Origin of the sequence: Bacillus cereus group sp. Bce019 (genome assembly GCF_051781745.1) — a bacterium.
Taxonomy (GTDB): domain Bacteria; phylum Bacillota; class Bacilli; order Bacillales; family Bacillaceae_G; genus Bacillus_A; species Bacillus_A cereus.
This window is the reverse complement of record NZ_JBPWJX010000010.1, coordinates 76,561-93,850: the sequence shown is the minus strand read 5'-3', so window position 1 is coordinate 93,850 and position 17,290 is coordinate 76,561. Positions and strand designations below refer to the sequence as shown.

Genomic DNA, 17,290 nt, shown 5'->3' with positions numbered 1-17,290 from the left:
ATGTCTACTGCTACGCAAATAAATAAAAAAGAGTTATTACAAGTACAAAACTTAAAACAATACTTCCCTATAAAAAAAGGAATTCTAGGACGCTCTATTAACTATATTAAAGCGGTTGACGATATTAGCTTTACAATTTACGAAAAGGAAACTGTTAGTATTGTTGGTGAATCTGGTTGCGGAAAATCCACCACTGGGCGTGCAATATTACGCCTTGATGAAGCAACAAGTGGAAAAATTATTTTTCAAGACAAGGATTTACTAGAATTAAATAACTCAGCAATGCGAAAGGTTCGAAAAGATTTACAAGTTATTTTTCAAGATCCCTTTGCTTCTTTAAACCCTAGGCAAACTGTAGGGAGCATTTTAGAAGAAGCTATAGCCATTCAAAACGTATGCCCAAAAGGTGAAAGAATGGCGAAAGTTATTGAGCTGCTCGGGAAAGTTGGTCTTCCACCTGATGCAGTGAAGCGCTATCCACATGAATTTAGCGGTGGTCAACGGCAAAGAATCGGAATCGCACGCGCCTTAGCTGTTAATCCAAAACTCATTATTTGTGACGAGGCTGTCTCCGCCTTAGATGTTTCAGTGCAAGCACAAGTTTTAAATTTATTAAAGCAGTTGCAACAACAATACGGGTTAACATATTTATTCATCTCTCACGACTTAGCTGTCGTTCGTCACATATCAGATCGCATCATTGTAATGTACCTTGGTACCATTGTGGAGATTGCCGATAAACATTCTCTTTTTAACAATCCGCAACACCCTTACACAAAAGCGCTTCTCTCAGCAATTCCTACCATTAGTGCAGGAACGAAAAAAGAACGCATTGAACTTAAAGGAGACCTCCCCTCTCCTCTAAACCCGCCAAAAGGCTGTCGTTTTCATACTCGTTGTCCGTATGCCATTGAAAAATGCGCTACGCAGCAACCAAGTTTTCAATCTATAAGCGAAGGTCATAAAGTAGCCTGTCATATCATTTGATCCGAGTCTGAATAATAGAAACATTTACAACGCTTTAGTATAATAATAAAAAACAAGATTGAGGTATGTATGTTAACTTATGAAGCATTTGCTGTATTAATAACTATACTTGTCTTAGCTCCAATTTTTGGAGCTATTATTTTATTATGTTTATTTATTTTTGAAAAACGAATCGATTTACTAGAAAGTGAAAAGAAAAAAATAGCACTGGAACGAGAGTTGCAACAGTCTTTATATCATCAACTTACGCAACAAATTCAGCCTCATTTTTTATTCAATACATTAAATACAATTTTGAGCTTAGCTCGTCTACAGAGAACAGATGAAGTTGTCAAATCACTCGAGATCTTTTCTCTATTTTTGAAAGGAAAATATAAAACAACAGATTTGTTAATTCCAATCTCTGAAGAACTGGCTTATACGAATTATTATATTGAGATTCAAAAAATGCGGTTTCGCTCGAGACTTTCAATAAATATTACTTCTTCTGAAGATTTACAGAATGCTTATATTCCACCTTTCGTTATTCAAACGTTAGTTGAGAATTCTTTTAAACACGGTCTTGAAAAAAAAGCTGGTCAAGCTATTTTAAATATTCATCTACACAATACAAATAACCGAATTACACTTCTAGTATCCGACAACGGTACTCAAAACGAACCATTTACTTCCCATACGGAAGAAAGCGGATACGGACTTGAAAATATAAAACAACGATTTCAGTTATTCTTTCAAGAACAAACTACATTCTCTTTCCTCTCTACAAAAGAGAATGGCACGAAAGTAGAAATCACATGGCCTTTCATCACAGAAAAAAACACAGAGGAGGTAATACAAAAATGAACGTGCTATTAGTAGATGACGAACCACTGGAACTGGAACAATTAGAATTTCTTATCCACCGTCAGTTCCCTAATTGGACATTACATCTAGCTTTAGATGCGGCTGAAGCTTTACGTATAAATGAAAAATTCTCAATTCATTTGGCACTTTTAGATATTCACCTTCCGGGCATATCCGGCCTACAACTAGGTGAGAAATTAAAAAATAATAACTCTAACCTCGATATCATTATTGTAACCGCATATCAAAATTTCGATTATGCAAAACAATCTATTCGTCTAGGCGTTATTGACTACATAACAAAGCCAATTATAGAGAAAGAACTCATCGATATATTACAAAAGTACAAAGGAGATGCTAATACCCCTTCCTACTCACGTATTATTCAAGATACATTAGACATCATCCATGAAACTTTTCATGACAAACTACACTTAGCAGACATCGCAACTAAAGTACATACAAATCCGACTTATTTAAGCCGAAAATTCCATGAAGAAGTAGGGGTTTCATTTTCCGGATATATCATGCAATATCGGATTGAAATGTCACAGAAATATTTAATGGAACACCCACATTGGTGTATCTCTCAAATCTCTGAAAGATCTGGTTTTAATAGTCAGCATTATTTCAGCACTGTTTTTCGTAAGATGACCGGAATGACTCCGAAAGAATATAGAGGCGAGGGATAAATTGTGAAGAAAAACAACTCAGCTTTCACACCTTTACAATTAGGCATTGGAACTGGTACTGTTCTTTTATTATCTAAATGGGTCGCAAGTATATCGACGCTCGCTTTACCTGAATCGATTATTAATTATGGGCTAATCGCTGGTATTCTTTATGCGATGATTGGCCCTTTTACTCTTATTTTATTGGGGATTTTAATAAAAAAAATACGTTCTACATTCCCAGAAGGAGAATCCATTCACGATTACTTATCTTATAAACTTTCTTGCAAAGGATATATAATTGTATGCTCTTTCCTTGTTCTATTAAGTATAGAAAGTATGTTCATTCAAACGAAAGTTGCTAGTATTTTACTTAATGTTTTTTTCCATATTCCATATACATTGGGTTCTTTCCTTTTCATTACCCTTTGTACAATATTCGTAATATTAAGTAACGCTAAGCTATTTACTAAAATGGCTATTATGCAAACTGTATTAATGTTTTCTACTATGATCATTATTCCAATTTATTTTTTTGTGCAAGATGGCATTACCCATGTATACGATGGAATCCGCTTATATCACCCGTACTTGTTATTTTATGAAAATAGAAATGGAATATATTTTCTTACTGCCGGTATTCTCATTGAAACAGGAAGAGTATTAATAAGCCCTGCATCTTGGGATAAAGCTTTCCGTATTCATCCTAAAAAAATTATTCCAACTTTTTTACTATCAGGATTTATATGGATTACTATCCCTTTGGCATTCGCTTCTCTAATTATGATAGTTATCTTTAGTGGGAGCTTAGATCATTTATACGATCTTCTAGTCCAGCTTCCAAAAAAAATAGAATTTACCATTTTATTTTATCTGCTCGTTATCGGTTCGTTAAGCGCAATAACTTCTAGTTTTATTTCTTGGATACATGGATTTACTAAACTCATTCGAGATTTTATACCGATGATACCTACAAAAATAAATTTTAAATTATATACAACTCATTTTATTTCTATCACCATCGGATTTTTAGCTTTTTTCATTACAATTACTACAAACTATACGATTTTAGAAATTATTTTTTTCTTTGGTATTCTTTATACATCTCTTATCATCACAATATTATTCGTTATTTTCAGCAAGCAAAAAATCAGCATCATTATACCGCTCATCTCGATTATTGGTGCTCTTACCGGTTATGTAGTTTACTTCTTAATCGGTCCTTTAACGAGCATTTGGGTTAGTATAGCGGTTACTCTTTCACTAAGTATTTGTTTTCTGTTTTCACATTGGATACATCAACAATTCAACTATAAAATGAAACAATAATATGAGGCCTTTTTGGTAGCTTAAATTTTGCTACCTAAGGCCTTTTTATTTTTATCGTAAACTATTATACTGCGCTATAAATTAGATTTATTGTTTATATGACCTCACATCTAAAGTGTAAAATACGGTTCACTTTATAAAAAAATGTCATACAACCTCATAGTCTCCTCATAGATTTCCATATAGAATAGAAGTATATAGTTTGCTATAAAAAGGAGTTGATCGTAATATGTCAAAAAAATTATATAAATCCGAAACTGATAAAATGCTATTTGGTATATGCGGTGGTTTAGGAGAATATTTTGATATTAGCTCTACTCTCATTCGCATACTTTGGGTCATTGCAGTTTTATGTTTTGGGACGGGGTTTTTAGTTTATTTTATTTGTTTATTACTTATGCCACGCTCTTACTAATAACATTCTTTCGTATATTTGAGCATAGTGTATACAAAATCCCCTATAGATTTTTCCATAGGGGATTTTTTCATGAAGAATATTTCATCGTTAAATGTAATACCGCCACTTCATCTTCTTCATTCTTATAACTATGTTTCTTATTCGCTTCAAATTGAATAGAGTCAAACTCATTTAATTCGTAAACATCGCTTTCTACTTGAATCGATACTTTCCCTTTCATTACCGTTACAAGCTCAATAGCACCTTCATGATGAGCTTCTGGTTCATATATACTATTCGACCTTAAACAAGCACGGTGCATTTCCATACCCGTTTCTTTCGTATAACGGAACATTGTTTCTAAATGCCATGCTTGTCCTACGTCTACTGCAAATCCTTCTCCGCAGCGAGCAACCGCTACAGGTTCTCCAACGACCATCAATCTCGATAAAGGAATCGATAACCCTTTCGTTATTTTCCAAATGACAGCTAACGTCGGATTCGTTTCGCCTCTTTCAATCTTTCCTAATGTTAATTTACTAACCCCTGTTTTTTGAGCTAATTCTTCTAAACTTAATTTTTGTTCATTTCGAATTTGCCTTAATAACTGACCTACTTGCTGAATAACTTCTTTCGTTTGCATATCTTCATGTTCTTTCATCTATAAAACCACCTTAAAATATAAAATAGTTTACTTTTATCTATATAAAGTATATTATACTATACATAATCATTAAATCCCGAAAGGAGTGCTATACTTCATGCGCGCAATTTTATTAGGCCTTTTATCATCAGCCTTTTTTTCCGCAACTTTTATTATAAATCGAGCGATGAATGTATCTGGAACGAGCTGGGCTTGGACAGCTTCCTTCCGTTTTTTATTTGCTCTCCCTATTTTATTCCTTATCGTTTTATTTCGCAAAAACTTAAGGGAGTTATGGGAAGAATTAAAGAAACATCCATTGGCTTGGATCGGGTGGGGTTCTGTTGCTGGTATTGGTTTCTATTCTTTATTAAGTTTTGCAGCTGTCTTTTCTCCAGCTTGGCTCGTTGCTGGAACTTGGCAAGTTACGATTTTAGCTGGTTTACTACTATCACCACTATTTTTCGTGAAAATAGAAACAAAATCAGGTACCAAACTTGTACGTGGAAAAATTCCACTTCGTAGCTTATATGTTGCATTATTTATTTTACTTGGTGTAATTTGTATGCAAGCAACTGCCGCAGGCCATATTACAATGACTCAGTTCATTTCAGGTTTTTTACCTGTCGTATTAGCCGCTTTCTTATATCCGTTCGGTAACCGAAAAATGATGGAGCTTGTTGGTGGACGCCTTGATACGTTCCAACGTGTATTAGGAATGGCAATTGGAAGTCTTCCTATAACAATCTTGCTTGGTATATACGGATTTTCTACTACTGGCATTCCAACATCCAGCCAAATGCTTCAAGGATTTTTGTTAGCATTATGTTCCGGCGTTATTGCAACGATGACATTTTTCTTTGCTACTGACTTAGCAAAAGATAACCTCGCTCTACTTGGAGCTGTTGAAGCAACACAAGCTGGAACGATGGTCTTTACCGTACTTGGAGAAATCATTTTCTTAAATGGTTCACTCCCTGGAGGACTTTCTCTCATCGGAATGATTATTATCATGTTAGGAATGGTTGCAAATAGTATTTTAAACCGTTCTGTTCCAGTCGTTAAACAGAAAAAATCGGCATAAAAAAAGGGTATGGTTCTATAGAGATGAACCATACTCTTTTTTATTGTCCCCCTATTTCGCCTTATCAGAATAGTATTTCATTGGCTGCTTATACTAAAACTTATGTTATAATACGTTTCATGCGCATTAATAGGAGGTAAATTATGTTAAAAAAAGCAATCGCTGAATTTATTGGTACATTTGTACTTGTATTATTCGGAACTGGAGTAGCTGTCACTGGCGGCGGAATTGAAGGAATTGGAACATTAGGAATCGCTATGGCTTTCGGCTTATCTATTGTAGCTATGGCATATAGCATCGGAACAATTTCTGGATGTCACATTAACCCAGCAGTATCAGTAGCTATGTTCATCAACAAACGAATGAACGCTATGGAACTTTGTTATTATGTATTAGCTCAAATTTTAGGTGGTTTATTAGGAACTGCAACGTTAGTAACAATTTTAAAATCTGCTAAAACACCTTTAGATAATTTAGGACAAAATGGTTTCGGAACTCTTGGTTTATCTGGAGCATTTTTAGTTGAGTTCATTTTAACTTTCGTATTTATTTTAGTTATCGTTGCTGTAACAGGTAAAAAAGGAAGTTCTTCTTTAGCTGGACTAGTAATTGGTTTCACATTAGTTTTAATTCACTTATTAGGAATTCCGTTAACTGGAACATCTGTTAACCCAGCTCGTAGTATCGCACCAGCTTTATTTGTTGGTGGAGAAGCACTTTCTCAACTATGGGTATTCATCGTAGCACCAATTCTTGGTGGTATCTTCGCAGCTATCGTAGGTAAATTCATTTTAAATACTGAAAAATAGAATTTTCAATATTTCTGAATAAAAAAAGGCGAGCCCTCATTATGAGGAAGCTCGCTTTTTTTATTCTTTCATTTTAGACTTTAAATTTGTAACTAACTGATCTACCGTTACATTTGCAAGTACGTTTTCCATCGCTTCTTGCGCTTGCATTAAAATAATTTCTAATACTGATTGAATATTAGCTCCTACTGGACATTCAATGTTGGGATTTTCATGGAAGGAAAATAGCTGTCCTTCTTCTACAACTTCCACTGCTTTATATACATCAAGTAATGTAATTTCTTCTAAATCTCGAGCAAGTGTCGTACCACCTTTACCAGCTTGTACATCAACAAGTCCTGCTCTCTTCAACATTCCTGTAATGCGACGAATCACAACTGGATTTGTATTCACACTACCGGCAATCCATTCAGAGGTACAGCGAGAGTTTCGATCTATCGCAAGTAATGTCAGCATATGAACACCTACTGTAAAACGACTACTAATCCCCATCTGCACACCCTCCTTTTTATTCATTCTATTAAAAGACGACTCTTATTATTATATACTATTTTTAATTTATACATAAAGAAAAAGCATGATTTCCTATTGAAATCATGCTTTTCTCTCATTATTGACGCTTTATAAATTTCGCTAAATCTTTAAATTTCACTTTATCTGAGTAATTCATTACGCCGTTTACGTAAATGCGGCTTGTAACAGCATTTAATACTGCAATTGTCGCCAATAAGACTGCTAATGTTATCGTAATTTCTAGCATACCTGCTTCACCAGCTACAATACGTGAGAAGGTAACCATCGGTGTAAAAAATGGAACATAAGAACTTACAACAACGATAGTACTATTCGGATCACTTAATGATTTAATACTAATAAAGAATGCAGCCATAATTAAAATCATTACCGGGAAAGATACAGCTTGTAAATCCTCCGTCTTAGACACGACAGCTCCAGCAGCAGCATACATCATCGCATAAAGTAAATATCCCGTAATGAAATAAACAAGAAACATGCTGATAACTTTTGCATCTAATTTCGTAAAGTCAATTGGAATACCAAATAGTGAGGCACTTTCTAAATCGACCCAACCTAACAAATATGGAATAAGATAACCACACGCCAATACGACAAGTTGCAATAACGCCGTTGAAACAACCGCTAAAATTTTCGCATACATCATCGTAAGAGGCTTCACTTTCGGAAGCATTACTTCCATTACACGTGACGCCTTTTCAGATGCAATATTCATTGCGATTGTATTTCCGAACGCTACAATAAACATATATAAAGCAAATGTAAAGAAATAGGCAATTCCGAAAGAAGATGTACGATCTTTTATCGCTTCTTGCTTTACTTGAATTTCTGTTTGTAATTGCTGTGCAATTTCTGGTGAAACATTATTTTTGGCAATCGTCACCATCGTATATTGTTGCTTTAAATATCCTGCCATAATTGCAGAAGTTGCTTGGCTTGGAAATCCATTATACATATATGTAATCGATGGAGCCCCACCCTTTTCCGTCACATGGAATAGACCATCTAAATCGCCTTCTTCTACTTGCTTATGCAGTTTATCAAAATCATCCTTTGAACCAATTGTTATTTTTGCTGATGGCAATAGCTTATTTAGCTCATCTTTTTGTACTTTATATGTGGAACTCTCTACTACAACTGCAATTTTATCTTTATCCTTATTTTTATCATCGCCTGAAGTAAAATGATTAAATGCAAAAATCCCAAACACAACTAAAAATAAAATCGCACTCGTAATTAATGATTTCTTAGATAAAAACGCTTCCCTAAAATAAAATGAAAATACGTGAGAAAATTTACGCATCGTTATTTCGCCCTCTCTACAAAGATTTCGTTTAACGTCGGCTCTAACATTTTGAATTGTCGTAAGCTAACACCTTGCTCTTGCAACTGTTGCAAAATCTTGAGAGCTTCCGCATCGTCTTGTACTTTCACATAAAGAAGGCCTTGTTGTTTTTCATACGATACATGTATAGCTTCTAATCCCTTTTCATTCTCTACTGTATCTTCAATCGTTAAATTACGGAAACCGTATTCTTTCTTAATATCACTTAGCTGTCCTTTTACGACTGCTTCACCTTTTTTCAAAATACATACATGTTGGCAAAAAGCCTCTACTTGTTCCATACGATGACTTGATAAAATAATCGTCTTTCCGCTCTGTACTTGTTCTTCAATAATACTAGCTAACATCCCAGCATTAACTGGATCAAGGCCGCTGAATGGTTCATCTAGAATGAGAAGTTCCGGATTATGAAGAAGAGCAGCAATTAATTGGATTTTTTGCTGATTCCCTTTTGAAAGCTCTCCAGCCGTTTTAAATTTATATTCTGGTATCGCTAAACGCTCTAACCAGTGATCAATAGCGTGATCCACTTCTTTCTTCGACATTCCTTCTAATCTACCAAAATATCGCAGCTGATCTATTACTCTACTTTTTGTATATAAACCTCTTTCTTCTGGTAAATACCCAATTGTTACACCACTATTTCCAAATGCTTTTCCATCCCATGTAATCGAACCTTCATTAGGCGTTAATAATCCGAGAAGCATTTTGATTGTTGTTGTTTTCCCTGCACCATTTCGTCCAAGTAACCCTAGTACTTCACCTTTTGGTAACGAAATTTGCAAACCGTTAACTGCTTTTGATTCCCCAAATTGTTTCGTTAAGTTTTGAATTTGTAAACTCAAGTATAAAGCCTCCCCTTTAGTATCATTCGTACTCTCTTTCAAAGACTATGTTTATTCAAGACAAAATATAGCACCACGCTTCATCCTCTTATATGTAAACATCGTCATGAATCCATCATTTGTTCTATTTAGTTAAAATTGTAAATAACAAAGTTCTTTTTGTCAATTATAATTGTCATTACGACAATAAAACTTGTCAAAACAGCTATTATTATTTTGCTCATCTTTCTAATATAGGACATACTACTATATATACAAAAGACAATATGCAAATGTTCATATAAAAATATTATATTTTAATATATAATATAAAATGATTTTCTAACATCAAGGAGGATACATATGAAGATGAAGAGGGGCATTACCACTTTATTATCTGTAGCGGTTCTATCTACATCACTTGTAGCATGTTCAGGAACACCAGAGAAAACAGTGGCGAAAGAAGAGAAAGTAAAATTAACAGAACAACAATTAATGGCTGATTTATGGTATCAAACAGCCGGTGAAACGAAAGCACTTTACTACCAAGGGTACAACATTGGTCAATTAAAGCTTGATGCAATTCTTGCAAAAGGGACAGAGAAAAAACCTGCTATCGTGCTTGATTTAGACGAAACTGTTTTAGATAACAGTCCTCATCAGGCAATGAGCGTAAAAACAGGCAAAGGCTATCCTTACAAATGGGATGATTGGATTAACAAAGCTGAGGCTGAAGCCCTTCCAGGCGCAATTGATTTCTTAAAATATACAGAGTCTAAAGGTGTAGATATTTACTACATCTCAAATCGTAAAACGAATCAACTAGATGCAACAATTAAAAATCTTGAGCGTGTAGGTGCTCCTCAAGCAACGAAAGAACATATATTACTACAAGATCCGAAAGAAAAAGGAAAAGAAAAACGCCGTGAACTCGTTTCTCAAACCCATGATATTGTCTTATTCTTCGGTGATAACTTATCTGATTTCACAGGTTTTGATGGAAAATCTGTAAAAGATCGTAACCAAACAGTAGCAGATTCAAAAGCACAATTTGGTGAGAAATTCATTATTTTCCCGAATCCAATGTATGGCGATTGGGAAGGCGCTTTATATGATTATGATTTCAAAAAATCAGATGCAGAAAAAGATAAAATCCGTCGCGACAACTTAAAATCATTTGATGTAAAATAAAAGAGGATGGCATTCGCCATCCTCTTTTATTTTACTTTCTCTGTTAAAGGCAAGATAAATACTTCCACACGTCTATTCTTTGCCTTTCCTTCTTGTGTATCGTTTGGAGCAATTGAACGGTATTCTCCGTATCCAATCGCACTAAATTTTTCTGGTTGTAATTCTTTATTTTGCAGTAATACTTGCATAAAATTAACTGCCCGCTGCGTACTTAATTCCCAATTCGACGCAAACTGCGCATTGGCAATAGGGACATTATCCGTATGACCCGATACTGTAATTTCACGAGGTGACGCTGAAACAAGTAAGCTAGACATCTCTTTTGCAATCCCTAAAGATTCTAATTTCACATCTGCTTTCCCCGAATCAAACAGTATATTTTCTAATATTGTCACCATTAATCCCTTTTCAGTTAATTTAGTTTGAAAAGAAGAAGATAATTGTTTTTCATTAATATATTGATCAATCTTTTTTTGTAATGCTTTCAATTCATCCATCTCTTTTTTTTCTTTAGCTCTAGCTTCTTCTTGTTTTTTTGCTTGTTCTGCCTCAAGGCTACTTGCTGATAATTCTTTTTCATCATTTGGCTTTTGATCACTTAAAAATTCTTTGTTACCTGTTCCCCCAGCTAATTCACTTCGAAAAGCAACTGCCATCTGTTTAAACTTCGCAGCATCTATACTACTCATTGCGAATAAAACGATAAACAATGCAAATAACAACGTTAACATATCAGAATATGGGATTAACCACGTTTCATCGATATGCTCATCATGTTTTTTCTTTTTGCCTCTTCTATTTTTCTTACTCCGCATTTTTTTCTGCTCCTTTTTCTAGCTTTTTACGCTCAGTTGCAGAAAGTGCACCTAAAATGCGGTTCTTCATAATAAACGGATATGTACCTTCTTGTAACATTAATAAACAATCAATGATTAAACGTTTTTTCTCAATTTCAGCTGAAGATTTTTGCTTTAACTTATTTGCAAATGGATGCCATAATACATAACCTGAAAAAATACCAAAAATCGTTGCAATAAACGCACCCGAAATAGCATGACCTAACTTTTCAATATCAGTTAAGTTACCAAGCGCAGCTACAAGACCGATAACAGCACCTAAAACTCCTAATGTCGGTGCATACGTACCAGCTTGTGAAAAAATAGCAGCTCCCTTTGCATGTCTTTCTTCAATTGCTTCTAATTCAGATTCCAAAATCTGCTCTAAATCTTCTGCGGATACGCCATCAATCACAAATTTCATACCGCGCAAAAGAAATTCATCTTGAATTTTGTCTAATTGTTGCTCTAAAGACAAAATACCGTATTTTCTACTTTCAGATGTCCAATGAACAAATAATTCTAGCAACTGTTCATAACTTAAATCCTTTTTATTTGAACCAAAAAGAACTTTAAATAGTTTTGGAACCCTTTTTAGTTGATTCATCGGAAATGCAATACATACTGCAGCAAATGTACCGATAAAAATAATTAATGCTGCGGCAGGATTTAATAAGGCTGTTACGTCAGCGCCCTTGACGACCATCCCTACTACCACTGCTACAAATCCTAAAATAAGTCCAATAATTGTTGCAAAATCCATTCCCATTCACTCCTAGTCTATACAAGAAGTTCTTTATTCTCGATAATCGCTACATCTTCTTATGTATATATATTACATAAAAAATGCAAATCATGAAAGATAAGAAATGAATTATATAAAAAAATACTACAAATTCACACATTTTCTGACATTTTCTTTGCATTTCTATTACGTTATGACTCTTATATTCCTTTTCCAACAAACTAGATTTATAATAAAAAAACAATACACATTTTATGAAGAAGGGACTGTGATTACAAGGCATTATGAAAAAGATAATAATTATTTCTGCCACTACTATTGTAATCGGGATCACATCTTTCGCTTACTTTGGTTCTAAAACACTACTATATAATGAAGCAAAAGCTGTCGAAAGTCAAAAGCATAATAACCATAAAAAAGAAGAGATTCCTGCTTTTCCAAAAGCTGATCATAATGCAAAGAAAATAGACAATGACTTTTCAGTTGTAACAAATCCAAAATCTAATCTTGTCTTAATTAATAAACATCGAAAACTACCAGATGGATACATTCCTGAAGACTTAACGAGACCAAATGTACCATTTATTAGTCCAAAAGATAAAGAAAAAACATTGCTGCGCAAAGATGCTGCCGAGGCACTTGAAAACATGTTCAAAGCTGCGAAAAAAGAAGGGCTTGATCTTACAGCTGTATCTGGTTATCGTTCATACAAACGCCAAAAATCGTTGCATGATACATACGTTAGACGTCAAGGAAAAGCCGAAGCTAATTCGGTAAGCGCAATTCCTGGTACAAGTGAACACCAAACGGGTTTAGCAATGGATATTAGTTCAAAATCAGCTAAATTTCAATTAGAGCCTATCTTCGGAGAGACAGCAGAAGGAAAATGGGTCGCGGAACATGCTCATGAATTCGGCTTTGTCATTCGTTACTTAGAAGATAAAACAGATACAACAGAATATGCCTATGAACCATGGCACTTACGCTACGTTGGTAATCCATACGCTACATACCTATATAAACATCACTTAACATTAGAAGAAGCGATGGAAGACAAAAAATAAGAGAGCAAATTGCTCTCTTATTTTTCTTTCACTCTATTATTGTAGTAATTTCTTCTTCCATTCTTCAGGCCATGGTTCGCCTCTTCCTGTTTTTTTCGACGCTTGAACCATCATTCCACGACCTACTAAACAAACCTCTCCTTCTGCATTCTTCACCATATAATGTAAATCTAAAGAAGAATTCCCGACCGATCCTGCCTTTACATACACCTTCAGCTGTTCATCAAAATATATTTGCTTAATAAAATTACATTGTAAATCCGCAACAACGATCATCGTTTCTGATGATGCATGTGTCCACTCTTGCATAAATCCAAGTTCTTTAAACAACGCAATACGAGCTTCTTCAAAATAAGTAAAAGCAACGACATTATTTACATGTCCAAACATATCTACTTCACCAAAACGAACCTTTACAGGGTTGTAAAACGAAAAACCACTTTCCCATTGCTCAAAGTCTTCAATATAAGAAATCCTCTTCATTGTTATCTCTCCTTTTCACCTTGAAATAAACAGAATAAACAGAAAAATAAAGTTATAAATATTGCCTCTTCGATATGAAGAGGCAATATTTATTAATAGTTATTATCGCTACCAAAGAAATCTTTGAACGATTGAATTGTTGTATCACGGTTTAATGCCGCAATTGAAGTTGTTAAAGGAATACCCTTCGGACATGATTGCACACAGTTTTGAGAGTTACCACAGTTTGCTAGTCCTCCATCTCCCATAATTGCACGTAAGCGATCTGCTTTATGCATTTCACCCGTTGGATGTGAGTTGAATAAGCGAGCTTGTGATAACGGTGCTGGTCCAATAAAGTCAGACTTACTGTTTACGTTTGGACATGATTCTAAGCAAACACCACATGTCATACATTTTGAAAGCTCATAAGCCCATTGACGCTTTTTCTCAGGCATTCTTGGTCCTGGACCTAGGTCATACGTACCATCAATTGGAATCCACGCTTTAACGCGTTTTAGAGCATTAAACATGCGACTACGATCAACTTGTAAGTCACGTACAACCGGGAATGTCTTCATCGGTTTTAAGCGAATTGGTTGCTCTAATTGATCGATAAGTGCCGTACATGATTGACGTGGTTTTCCGTTAATCACCATCGAACATGCACCACATACTTCCTCTAAGCAGTTCATATCCCAGGCAATCGGAGTTGTTTGGTTCCCTTTTGAATCAACAGGATTACGACGAATTTCCATAAGTGCTGAGATAATATTCATATTCGGACGATATGGAATTTCAAACTCTTGGTCAAACGCTTGCGCATCTGGCCCGTCTTGTCTCGTAATGATGAGGCGGATTGTTTTCTCAGACATGTTGTTTATCCCCCTTCTCTTCACCCTTAGCAGCTACATCGTGTTTTGAAGAATAATCACGTTTACGCGGTTTAATTAACGAAATATCAACGTCCTCGTAATGGAATGCTGGTGCATTTCCTTCTCCCTCAAATTTTGCCATCGTAGTTTTTAAGAAGTTTGCATCATCACGATTTGGGAATTCAGGTTTGTAATGCGCCCCACGGCTCTCATTACGGTTATATGCGCCAATTGTAATAACACGTGCTAACTCAAACATATTTGCAAGTTGGCGTGTAAATGAAGCACCTTGGTTACTCCATCTTGCTGTATCGTTAATGTTAATACGTTTGTAACGAGCCATTAATTCTTCAATTTTCGCATCTGTTTCTAATAATTTTTTATTTTCACGAACTACTGTAACGTTATCTGTCATCCATTCTCCAAGCTCTTTATGAAGAACATACGCATTTTCGTTACCATCCATCGTTAAAATATTGTTAAATTTCTCTGTTTCGATTAATTCATTTTGCTCATATACAGTAGATGAAACAGCATCAGATGATTTAGAAAGACCTTTCATATACTCAATTGCGTTTGGTCCTGCTACCATACCACCATAAATTGCTGATAATAGTGAGTTCGCACCAAGACGGTTACCACCGTGCATAGAATAATCACACTCACCTGCTGCAAATAAACCTGGAATGTTTGTCATCTGTTTATAATCAACCCATAGTCCGCCCATTGAATAGTGAACAGCTGGGAAGATTTTCATCGGTAGTTTACGAGGATCATCCCCTGTAAATTTCTCATAGATTTCAATAATTCCACCTAGTTTAATATCTAGTTCTTTTGGATCTTTATGAGAAAGATCTAAGTACACCATGTTTTCACCGTTAATACCTAGTTTTTGCTCTACGCAAACATCAAAGATTTCACGCGTTGCGATGTCACGAGGTACAAGGTTTCCGTAAGCCGGATATTTTTCTTCTAAGAAGTACCATGGTTTACCATCTTTATATGTCCAAACACGTCCACCTTCACCACGTGCAGATTCACTCATAAGACGTAATTTATCGTCTCCAGGAATTGCCGTTGGGTGAATTTGAATGAACTCACCGTTTGCATAATATGCGCCTTGTTGATATACAGCAGAAGCTGCTGTACCTGTATTGATAATGGAGTTTGTTGATTTTCCGAAAATGATACCAGGGCCCCCTGTTGCCATAATCACGGCATCTGCTCCGAAACTTCTAATCTCCATAGTTTGTAAGTCTTGTGCAACGATTCCTCGGCACACACCTTCATCATCAACAACAGCTCGTAAGAAATCCCAACCTTCATATTTCGTTACAAGTCCTGCTACTTCGTGACGACGTACTTGCTCATCTAATGCGTAAAGTAATTGCTGTCCAGTTGTTGCACCAGCAAATGCTGTACGGTGATGTTGCGTTCCACCAAATCGACGGAAATCAAGAAGTCCTTCTTCCGTACGGTTGAACATAACACCCATACGGTCCATTAAATGAATGATACCAGGTGCTGCTTCACACATTGCTTTAACTGGTGGTTGGTTCGCTAAGAAGTCCCCACCATAAATTGTATCGTCAAAGTGGATCCATGGAGAATCCCCTTCACCTTTCGTATTTACGGCACCGTTAATTCCGCCCTGAGCACATACAGAATGTGAACGTTTTACTGGTACTAAAGAAAACAGTTCAACATTTACTCCTGCTTCTGCCGCTTTAATCGTTGCCATTAAGCCAGCCAAGCCACCGCCGACTACTATAAGTTTCCCTTTCATGCTCTCCCACTCCTTACTGGTTTGCTAGCTGTGGATCGATGAACGCTAATAATGCACTCACACCTACATAAGATAAACCTAAGAAAATAGCTAATGTTACATAAGTAGAGATTCTTTGTGAACGTGGAGATACTGTAATTCCCCAGCTGATGCAGAATGTCCATAGTCCATTTGCAAAGTGGAAAATTGTTGAAACAACACCAACTAAGTAGAATGCAAACATAGCTGGATTGTTTAAAATATCTGCCATCATATCATAGTTTACCTCTTTACCTAACATTGCTTGAATACGAGTTTCCCAGACGTGCCAAGAAATGAAGATCAGCGTAACGATACCTGAAATTCTTTGGAAGACGAACATCCAGTTACGGAAATAACCGTAAGAAACCGCATTGTTCTTAGCTGTAAATGCAATATATAAGCCATATATAGCATGGTACAGTATCGGTAAAAAGATGATGAAAATTTCTAGCGCATACCGGAATGGAAGGAGCTCCATAAAGCCTGCAGCTTTGTTAAAAGCCTCTGCTCCTCGTGTTGCAAAGTTGTTTACAATTAAATGTTGCGTCAAAAAGACACCAACCGGGATGACCCCCATTAATGAGTGCCACTTACGAAACGTATACTCGCGGCCTTTCATGTCCCCATTACCCCCCTTGAATGTTTGACTGCTGTTTTCAGATTAGTTTATGACAATAATGTTTTTTCACTATTGGCATAAGAAAAACTGAAAAAATTATTCGAAATATTTCAGCATAATTTGATACCAAGTTCATTTTACTCCTATTTTTGTCGAAGCGTCAAGAAAACGTATACATAATTTGCATATAATTTGCCAATTCTTTTTTTCTTCTTATATATTCAG

Annotated in this window: 19 protein-coding genes; 9 read left to right on the top strand and 10 right to left on the bottom strand. The window is 35.5% G+C overall.

Annotated elements, in window-relative coordinates:
• The 5 genes from ACS2QP_RS15570 (at position 1) to ACS2QP_RS15550 (ending at position 4,245) form a co-directional block, all read left to right on the top strand.
• Positions 1-987, top strand: a complete 987-nt coding sequence (locus ACS2QP_RS15570; RefSeq protein ID WP_000102013.1) for an ABC transporter ATP-binding protein — start codon at positions 1-3, stop codon at positions 985-987.
• Positions 988-1,056: 69 nt separating this feature from the next.
• Positions 1,057-1,830: a sensor histidine kinase gene (locus ACS2QP_RS15565; RefSeq protein ID WP_000958967.1), complete on the top strand. Its 774-nt coding sequence runs from the start codon at positions 1,057-1,059 to the stop codon at positions 1,828-1,830.
• Positions 1,827-2,522 (top strand): response regulator transcription factor, encoded by a 696-nt coding sequence (locus ACS2QP_RS15560; RefSeq protein WP_001101757.1) that lies wholly within the window; start codon positions 1,827-1,829, stop codon positions 2,520-2,522. Before ACS2QP_RS15565 ends, ACS2QP_RS15560 begins: the two co-directional genes overlap by 4 nt.
• 3 nt (positions 2,523-2,525) lie before the next feature.
• Entirely contained in the window at positions 2,526-3,830 is a 1,305-nt protein-coding gene (locus ACS2QP_RS15555; RefSeq protein WP_438882585.1) for a sodium:solute symporter, read from the top strand.
• A 229-nt stretch (positions 3,831-4,059) separates the two neighbouring features.
• On the top strand, positions 4,060-4,245 hold the full coding sequence (locus tag ACS2QP_RS15550) for a PspC domain-containing protein (RefSeq protein ID WP_000038791.1): 186 nt from the start codon (positions 4,060-4,062) through the stop codon (positions 4,243-4,245).
• A 70-nt stretch (positions 4,246-4,315) separates the two neighbouring features.
• Here the strand turns inward: ACS2QP_RS15550 and ACS2QP_RS15545 are convergent, their stop codons facing one another.
• Positions 4,316-4,888, bottom strand: a complete 573-nt coding sequence (locus tag ACS2QP_RS15545) for a helix-turn-helix domain-containing protein (protein ID WP_000658051.1) — start codon at positions 4,886-4,888, stop codon at positions 4,316-4,318.
• A 100-nt stretch (positions 4,889-4,988) separates the two neighbouring features.
• On the opposite strand from ACS2QP_RS15545, the gene ACS2QP_RS15540 reads away from it, so the two are divergent.
• Entirely contained in the window at positions 4,989-5,954 is a 966-nt protein-coding gene (locus ACS2QP_RS15540) for a DMT family transporter (protein ID WP_438882584.1), read from the top strand.
• A gap of 143 nt (positions 5,955-6,097) precedes the next feature.
• Positions 6,098-6,763, top strand: a complete 666-nt coding sequence (locus tag ACS2QP_RS15535) for an aquaporin (RefSeq protein WP_000913213.1) — start codon at positions 6,098-6,100, stop codon at positions 6,761-6,763.
• Positions 6,764-6,823: 60 nt separating this feature from the next.
• Here the strand turns inward: ACS2QP_RS15535 and ACS2QP_RS15530 are convergent, their stop codons facing one another.
• The 3 genes from ACS2QP_RS15530 to ACS2QP_RS15520 all read right to left on the bottom strand — a co-directional run bounded on the left by ACS2QP_RS15530 (position 6,824) and on the right by ACS2QP_RS15520 (position 9,487).
• Entirely contained in the window at positions 6,824-7,255 is a 432-nt protein-coding gene (locus tag ACS2QP_RS15530) for an Rrf2 family transcriptional regulator (protein WP_000512998.1), read from the bottom strand.
• 118 nt (positions 7,256-7,373) lie between these two features.
• On the bottom strand, positions 7,374-8,600 hold the full coding sequence (locus tag ACS2QP_RS15525) for an ABC transporter permease (protein ID WP_001224982.1): 1,227 nt from the start codon (positions 8,598-8,600) through the stop codon (positions 7,374-7,376).
• 2 nt (positions 8,601-8,602) lie between these two features.
• Positions 8,603-9,487, bottom strand: a complete 885-nt coding sequence (locus ACS2QP_RS15520) for an ABC transporter ATP-binding protein (protein ID WP_000058117.1) — start codon at positions 9,485-9,487, stop codon at positions 8,603-8,605.
• Between the two features lie 342 nt (positions 9,488-9,829).
• Here ACS2QP_RS15520 and ACS2QP_RS15515 point away from each other — a divergent pair, with 342 nt between their 5' ends.
• Entirely contained in the window at positions 9,830-10,657 is an 828-nt protein-coding gene (locus tag ACS2QP_RS15515; protein WP_000782767.1) for a 5'-nucleotidase, lipoprotein e(P4) family, read from the top strand.
• A 26-nt stretch (positions 10,658-10,683) separates the two neighbouring features.
• Here the strand turns inward: ACS2QP_RS15515 and motB are convergent, their stop codons facing one another.
• Both motB and motA read right to left on the bottom strand, forming a co-directional pair.
• Entirely contained in the window at positions 10,684-11,472 is a 789-nt protein-coding gene (motB, locus tag ACS2QP_RS15510) for a flagellar motor protein MotB (RefSeq protein ID WP_001256734.1), read from the bottom strand.
• Entirely contained in the window at positions 11,462-12,256 is a 795-nt protein-coding gene (gene motA, locus ACS2QP_RS15505; RefSeq protein WP_000344859.1) for a flagellar motor stator protein MotA, read from the bottom strand. The genes motB and motA overlap by 11 nt, the downstream gene beginning before the upstream one ends.
• Positions 12,257-12,522: 266 nt before the next feature.
• Here motA and ACS2QP_RS15500 point away from each other — a divergent pair, with 266 nt between their 5' ends.
• On the top strand, positions 12,523-13,302 hold the full coding sequence (locus ACS2QP_RS15500) for a M15 family metallopeptidase (RefSeq protein WP_438882583.1): 780 nt from the start codon (positions 12,523-12,525) through the stop codon (positions 13,300-13,302).
• 36 nt (positions 13,303-13,338) lie between these two features.
• Here the strand turns inward: ACS2QP_RS15500 and ACS2QP_RS15495 are convergent, their stop codons facing one another.
• The 4 genes from ACS2QP_RS15495 to sdhC all read right to left on the bottom strand — a co-directional run bounded on the left by ACS2QP_RS15495 (position 13,339) and on the right by sdhC (position 17,065).
• Positions 13,339-13,785 (bottom strand): acyl-CoA thioesterase, encoded by a 447-nt coding sequence (locus ACS2QP_RS15495; RefSeq protein WP_088350327.1) that lies wholly within the window; start codon positions 13,783-13,785, stop codon positions 13,339-13,341.
• Between the two features lie 92 nt (positions 13,786-13,877).
• On the bottom strand, positions 13,878-14,639 hold the full coding sequence (gene sdhB / locus ACS2QP_RS15490) for a succinate dehydrogenase iron-sulfur subunit (RefSeq protein WP_001291827.1): 762 nt from the start codon (positions 14,637-14,639) through the stop codon (positions 13,878-13,880).
• Complete coding sequence (gene sdhA / locus ACS2QP_RS15485; RefSeq protein ID WP_000676750.1) at positions 14,632-16,425, bottom strand: succinate dehydrogenase flavoprotein subunit; 1,794 nt, start codon at positions 16,423-16,425, stop codon at positions 14,632-14,634. Before sdhA ends, sdhB begins: the two co-directional genes overlap by 8 nt.
• Before the next feature lie 13 nt (positions 16,426-16,438).
• The gene (sdhC, locus tag ACS2QP_RS15480; RefSeq protein WP_000678354.1) at positions 16,439-17,065 is read right to left on the bottom strand and encodes a succinate dehydrogenase cytochrome B558; all 627 of its coding nucleotides are present in this window, start codon (positions 17,063-17,065) and stop codon (positions 16,439-16,441) included.
• Between the last annotated feature and the right edge of the window lie 225 nt (positions 17,066-17,290).

What these genes read in the sequence shown, in the direction of transcription:
- ACS2QP_RS15570 (WP_000102013.1), top strand. Translation starts at nt 1, where the DNA reads ATGTCTACTGCTACGCAAATAAATAAAAAAGAGTTATTACAAGTACAA.
- ACS2QP_RS15565 (WP_000958967.1), top strand. Translation starts at nt 1,057, where the DNA reads ATGTTAACTTATGAAGCATTTGCTGTATTAATAACTATACTTGTCTTA.
- ACS2QP_RS15560 (WP_001101757.1), top strand. Translation starts at nt 1,827, where the DNA reads ATGAACGTGCTATTAGTAGATGACGAACCACTGGAACTGGAACAATTA.
- ACS2QP_RS15550 (WP_000038791.1), top strand. Translation starts at nt 4,060, where the DNA reads ATGTCAAAAAAATTATATAAATCCGAAACTGATAAAATGCTATTTGGT.
- ACS2QP_RS15545 (WP_000658051.1), bottom strand. Translation starts at nt 4,888, where the DNA reads ATGAAAGAACATGAAGATATGCAAACGAAAGAAGTTATTCAGCAAGTA.
- ACS2QP_RS15540 (WP_438882584.1), top strand. Translation starts at nt 4,989, where the DNA reads ATGCGCGCAATTTTATTAGGCCTTTTATCATCAGCCTTTTTTTCCGCA.
- ACS2QP_RS15535 (WP_000913213.1), top strand. Translation starts at nt 6,098, where the DNA reads ATGTTAAAAAAAGCAATCGCTGAATTTATTGGTACATTTGTACTTGTA.
- ACS2QP_RS15530 (WP_000512998.1), bottom strand. Translation starts at nt 7,255, where the DNA reads ATGGGGATTAGTAGTCGTTTTACAGTAGGTGTTCATATGCTGACATTA.
- ACS2QP_RS15525 (WP_001224982.1), bottom strand. Translation starts at nt 8,600, where the DNA reads ATGCGTAAATTTTCTCACGTATTTTCATTTTATTTTAGGGAAGCGTTT.
- ACS2QP_RS15515 (WP_000782767.1), top strand. Translation starts at nt 9,830, where the DNA reads ATGAAGATGAAGAGGGGCATTACCACTTTATTATCTGTAGCGGTTCTA.
- motB (WP_001256734.1), bottom strand. Translation starts at nt 11,472, where the DNA reads ATGCGGAGTAAGAAAAATAGAAGAGGCAAAAAGAAAAAACATGATGAG.
- motA (WP_000344859.1), bottom strand. Translation starts at nt 12,256, where the DNA reads ATGGATTTTGCAACAATTATTGGACTTATTTTAGGATTTGTAGCAGTG.
- ACS2QP_RS15500 (WP_438882583.1), top strand. Translation starts at nt 12,523, where the DNA reads ATGAAAAAGATAATAATTATTTCTGCCACTACTATTGTAATCGGGATC.
- ACS2QP_RS15495 (WP_088350327.1), bottom strand. Translation starts at nt 13,785, where the DNA reads ATGAAGAGGATTTCTTATATTGAAGACTTTGAGCAATGGGAAAGTGGT.
- sdhB (WP_001291827.1), bottom strand. Translation starts at nt 14,639, where the DNA reads ATGTCTGAGAAAACAATCCGCCTCATCATTACGAGACAAGACGGGCCA.
- sdhA (WP_000676750.1), bottom strand. Translation starts at nt 16,425, where the DNA reads ATGAAAGGGAAACTTATAGTAGTCGGCGGTGGCTTGGCTGGCTTAATG.
- sdhC (WP_000678354.1), bottom strand. Translation starts at nt 17,065, where the DNA reads ATGAAAGGCCGCGAGTATACGTTTCGTAAGTGGCACTCATTAATGGGG.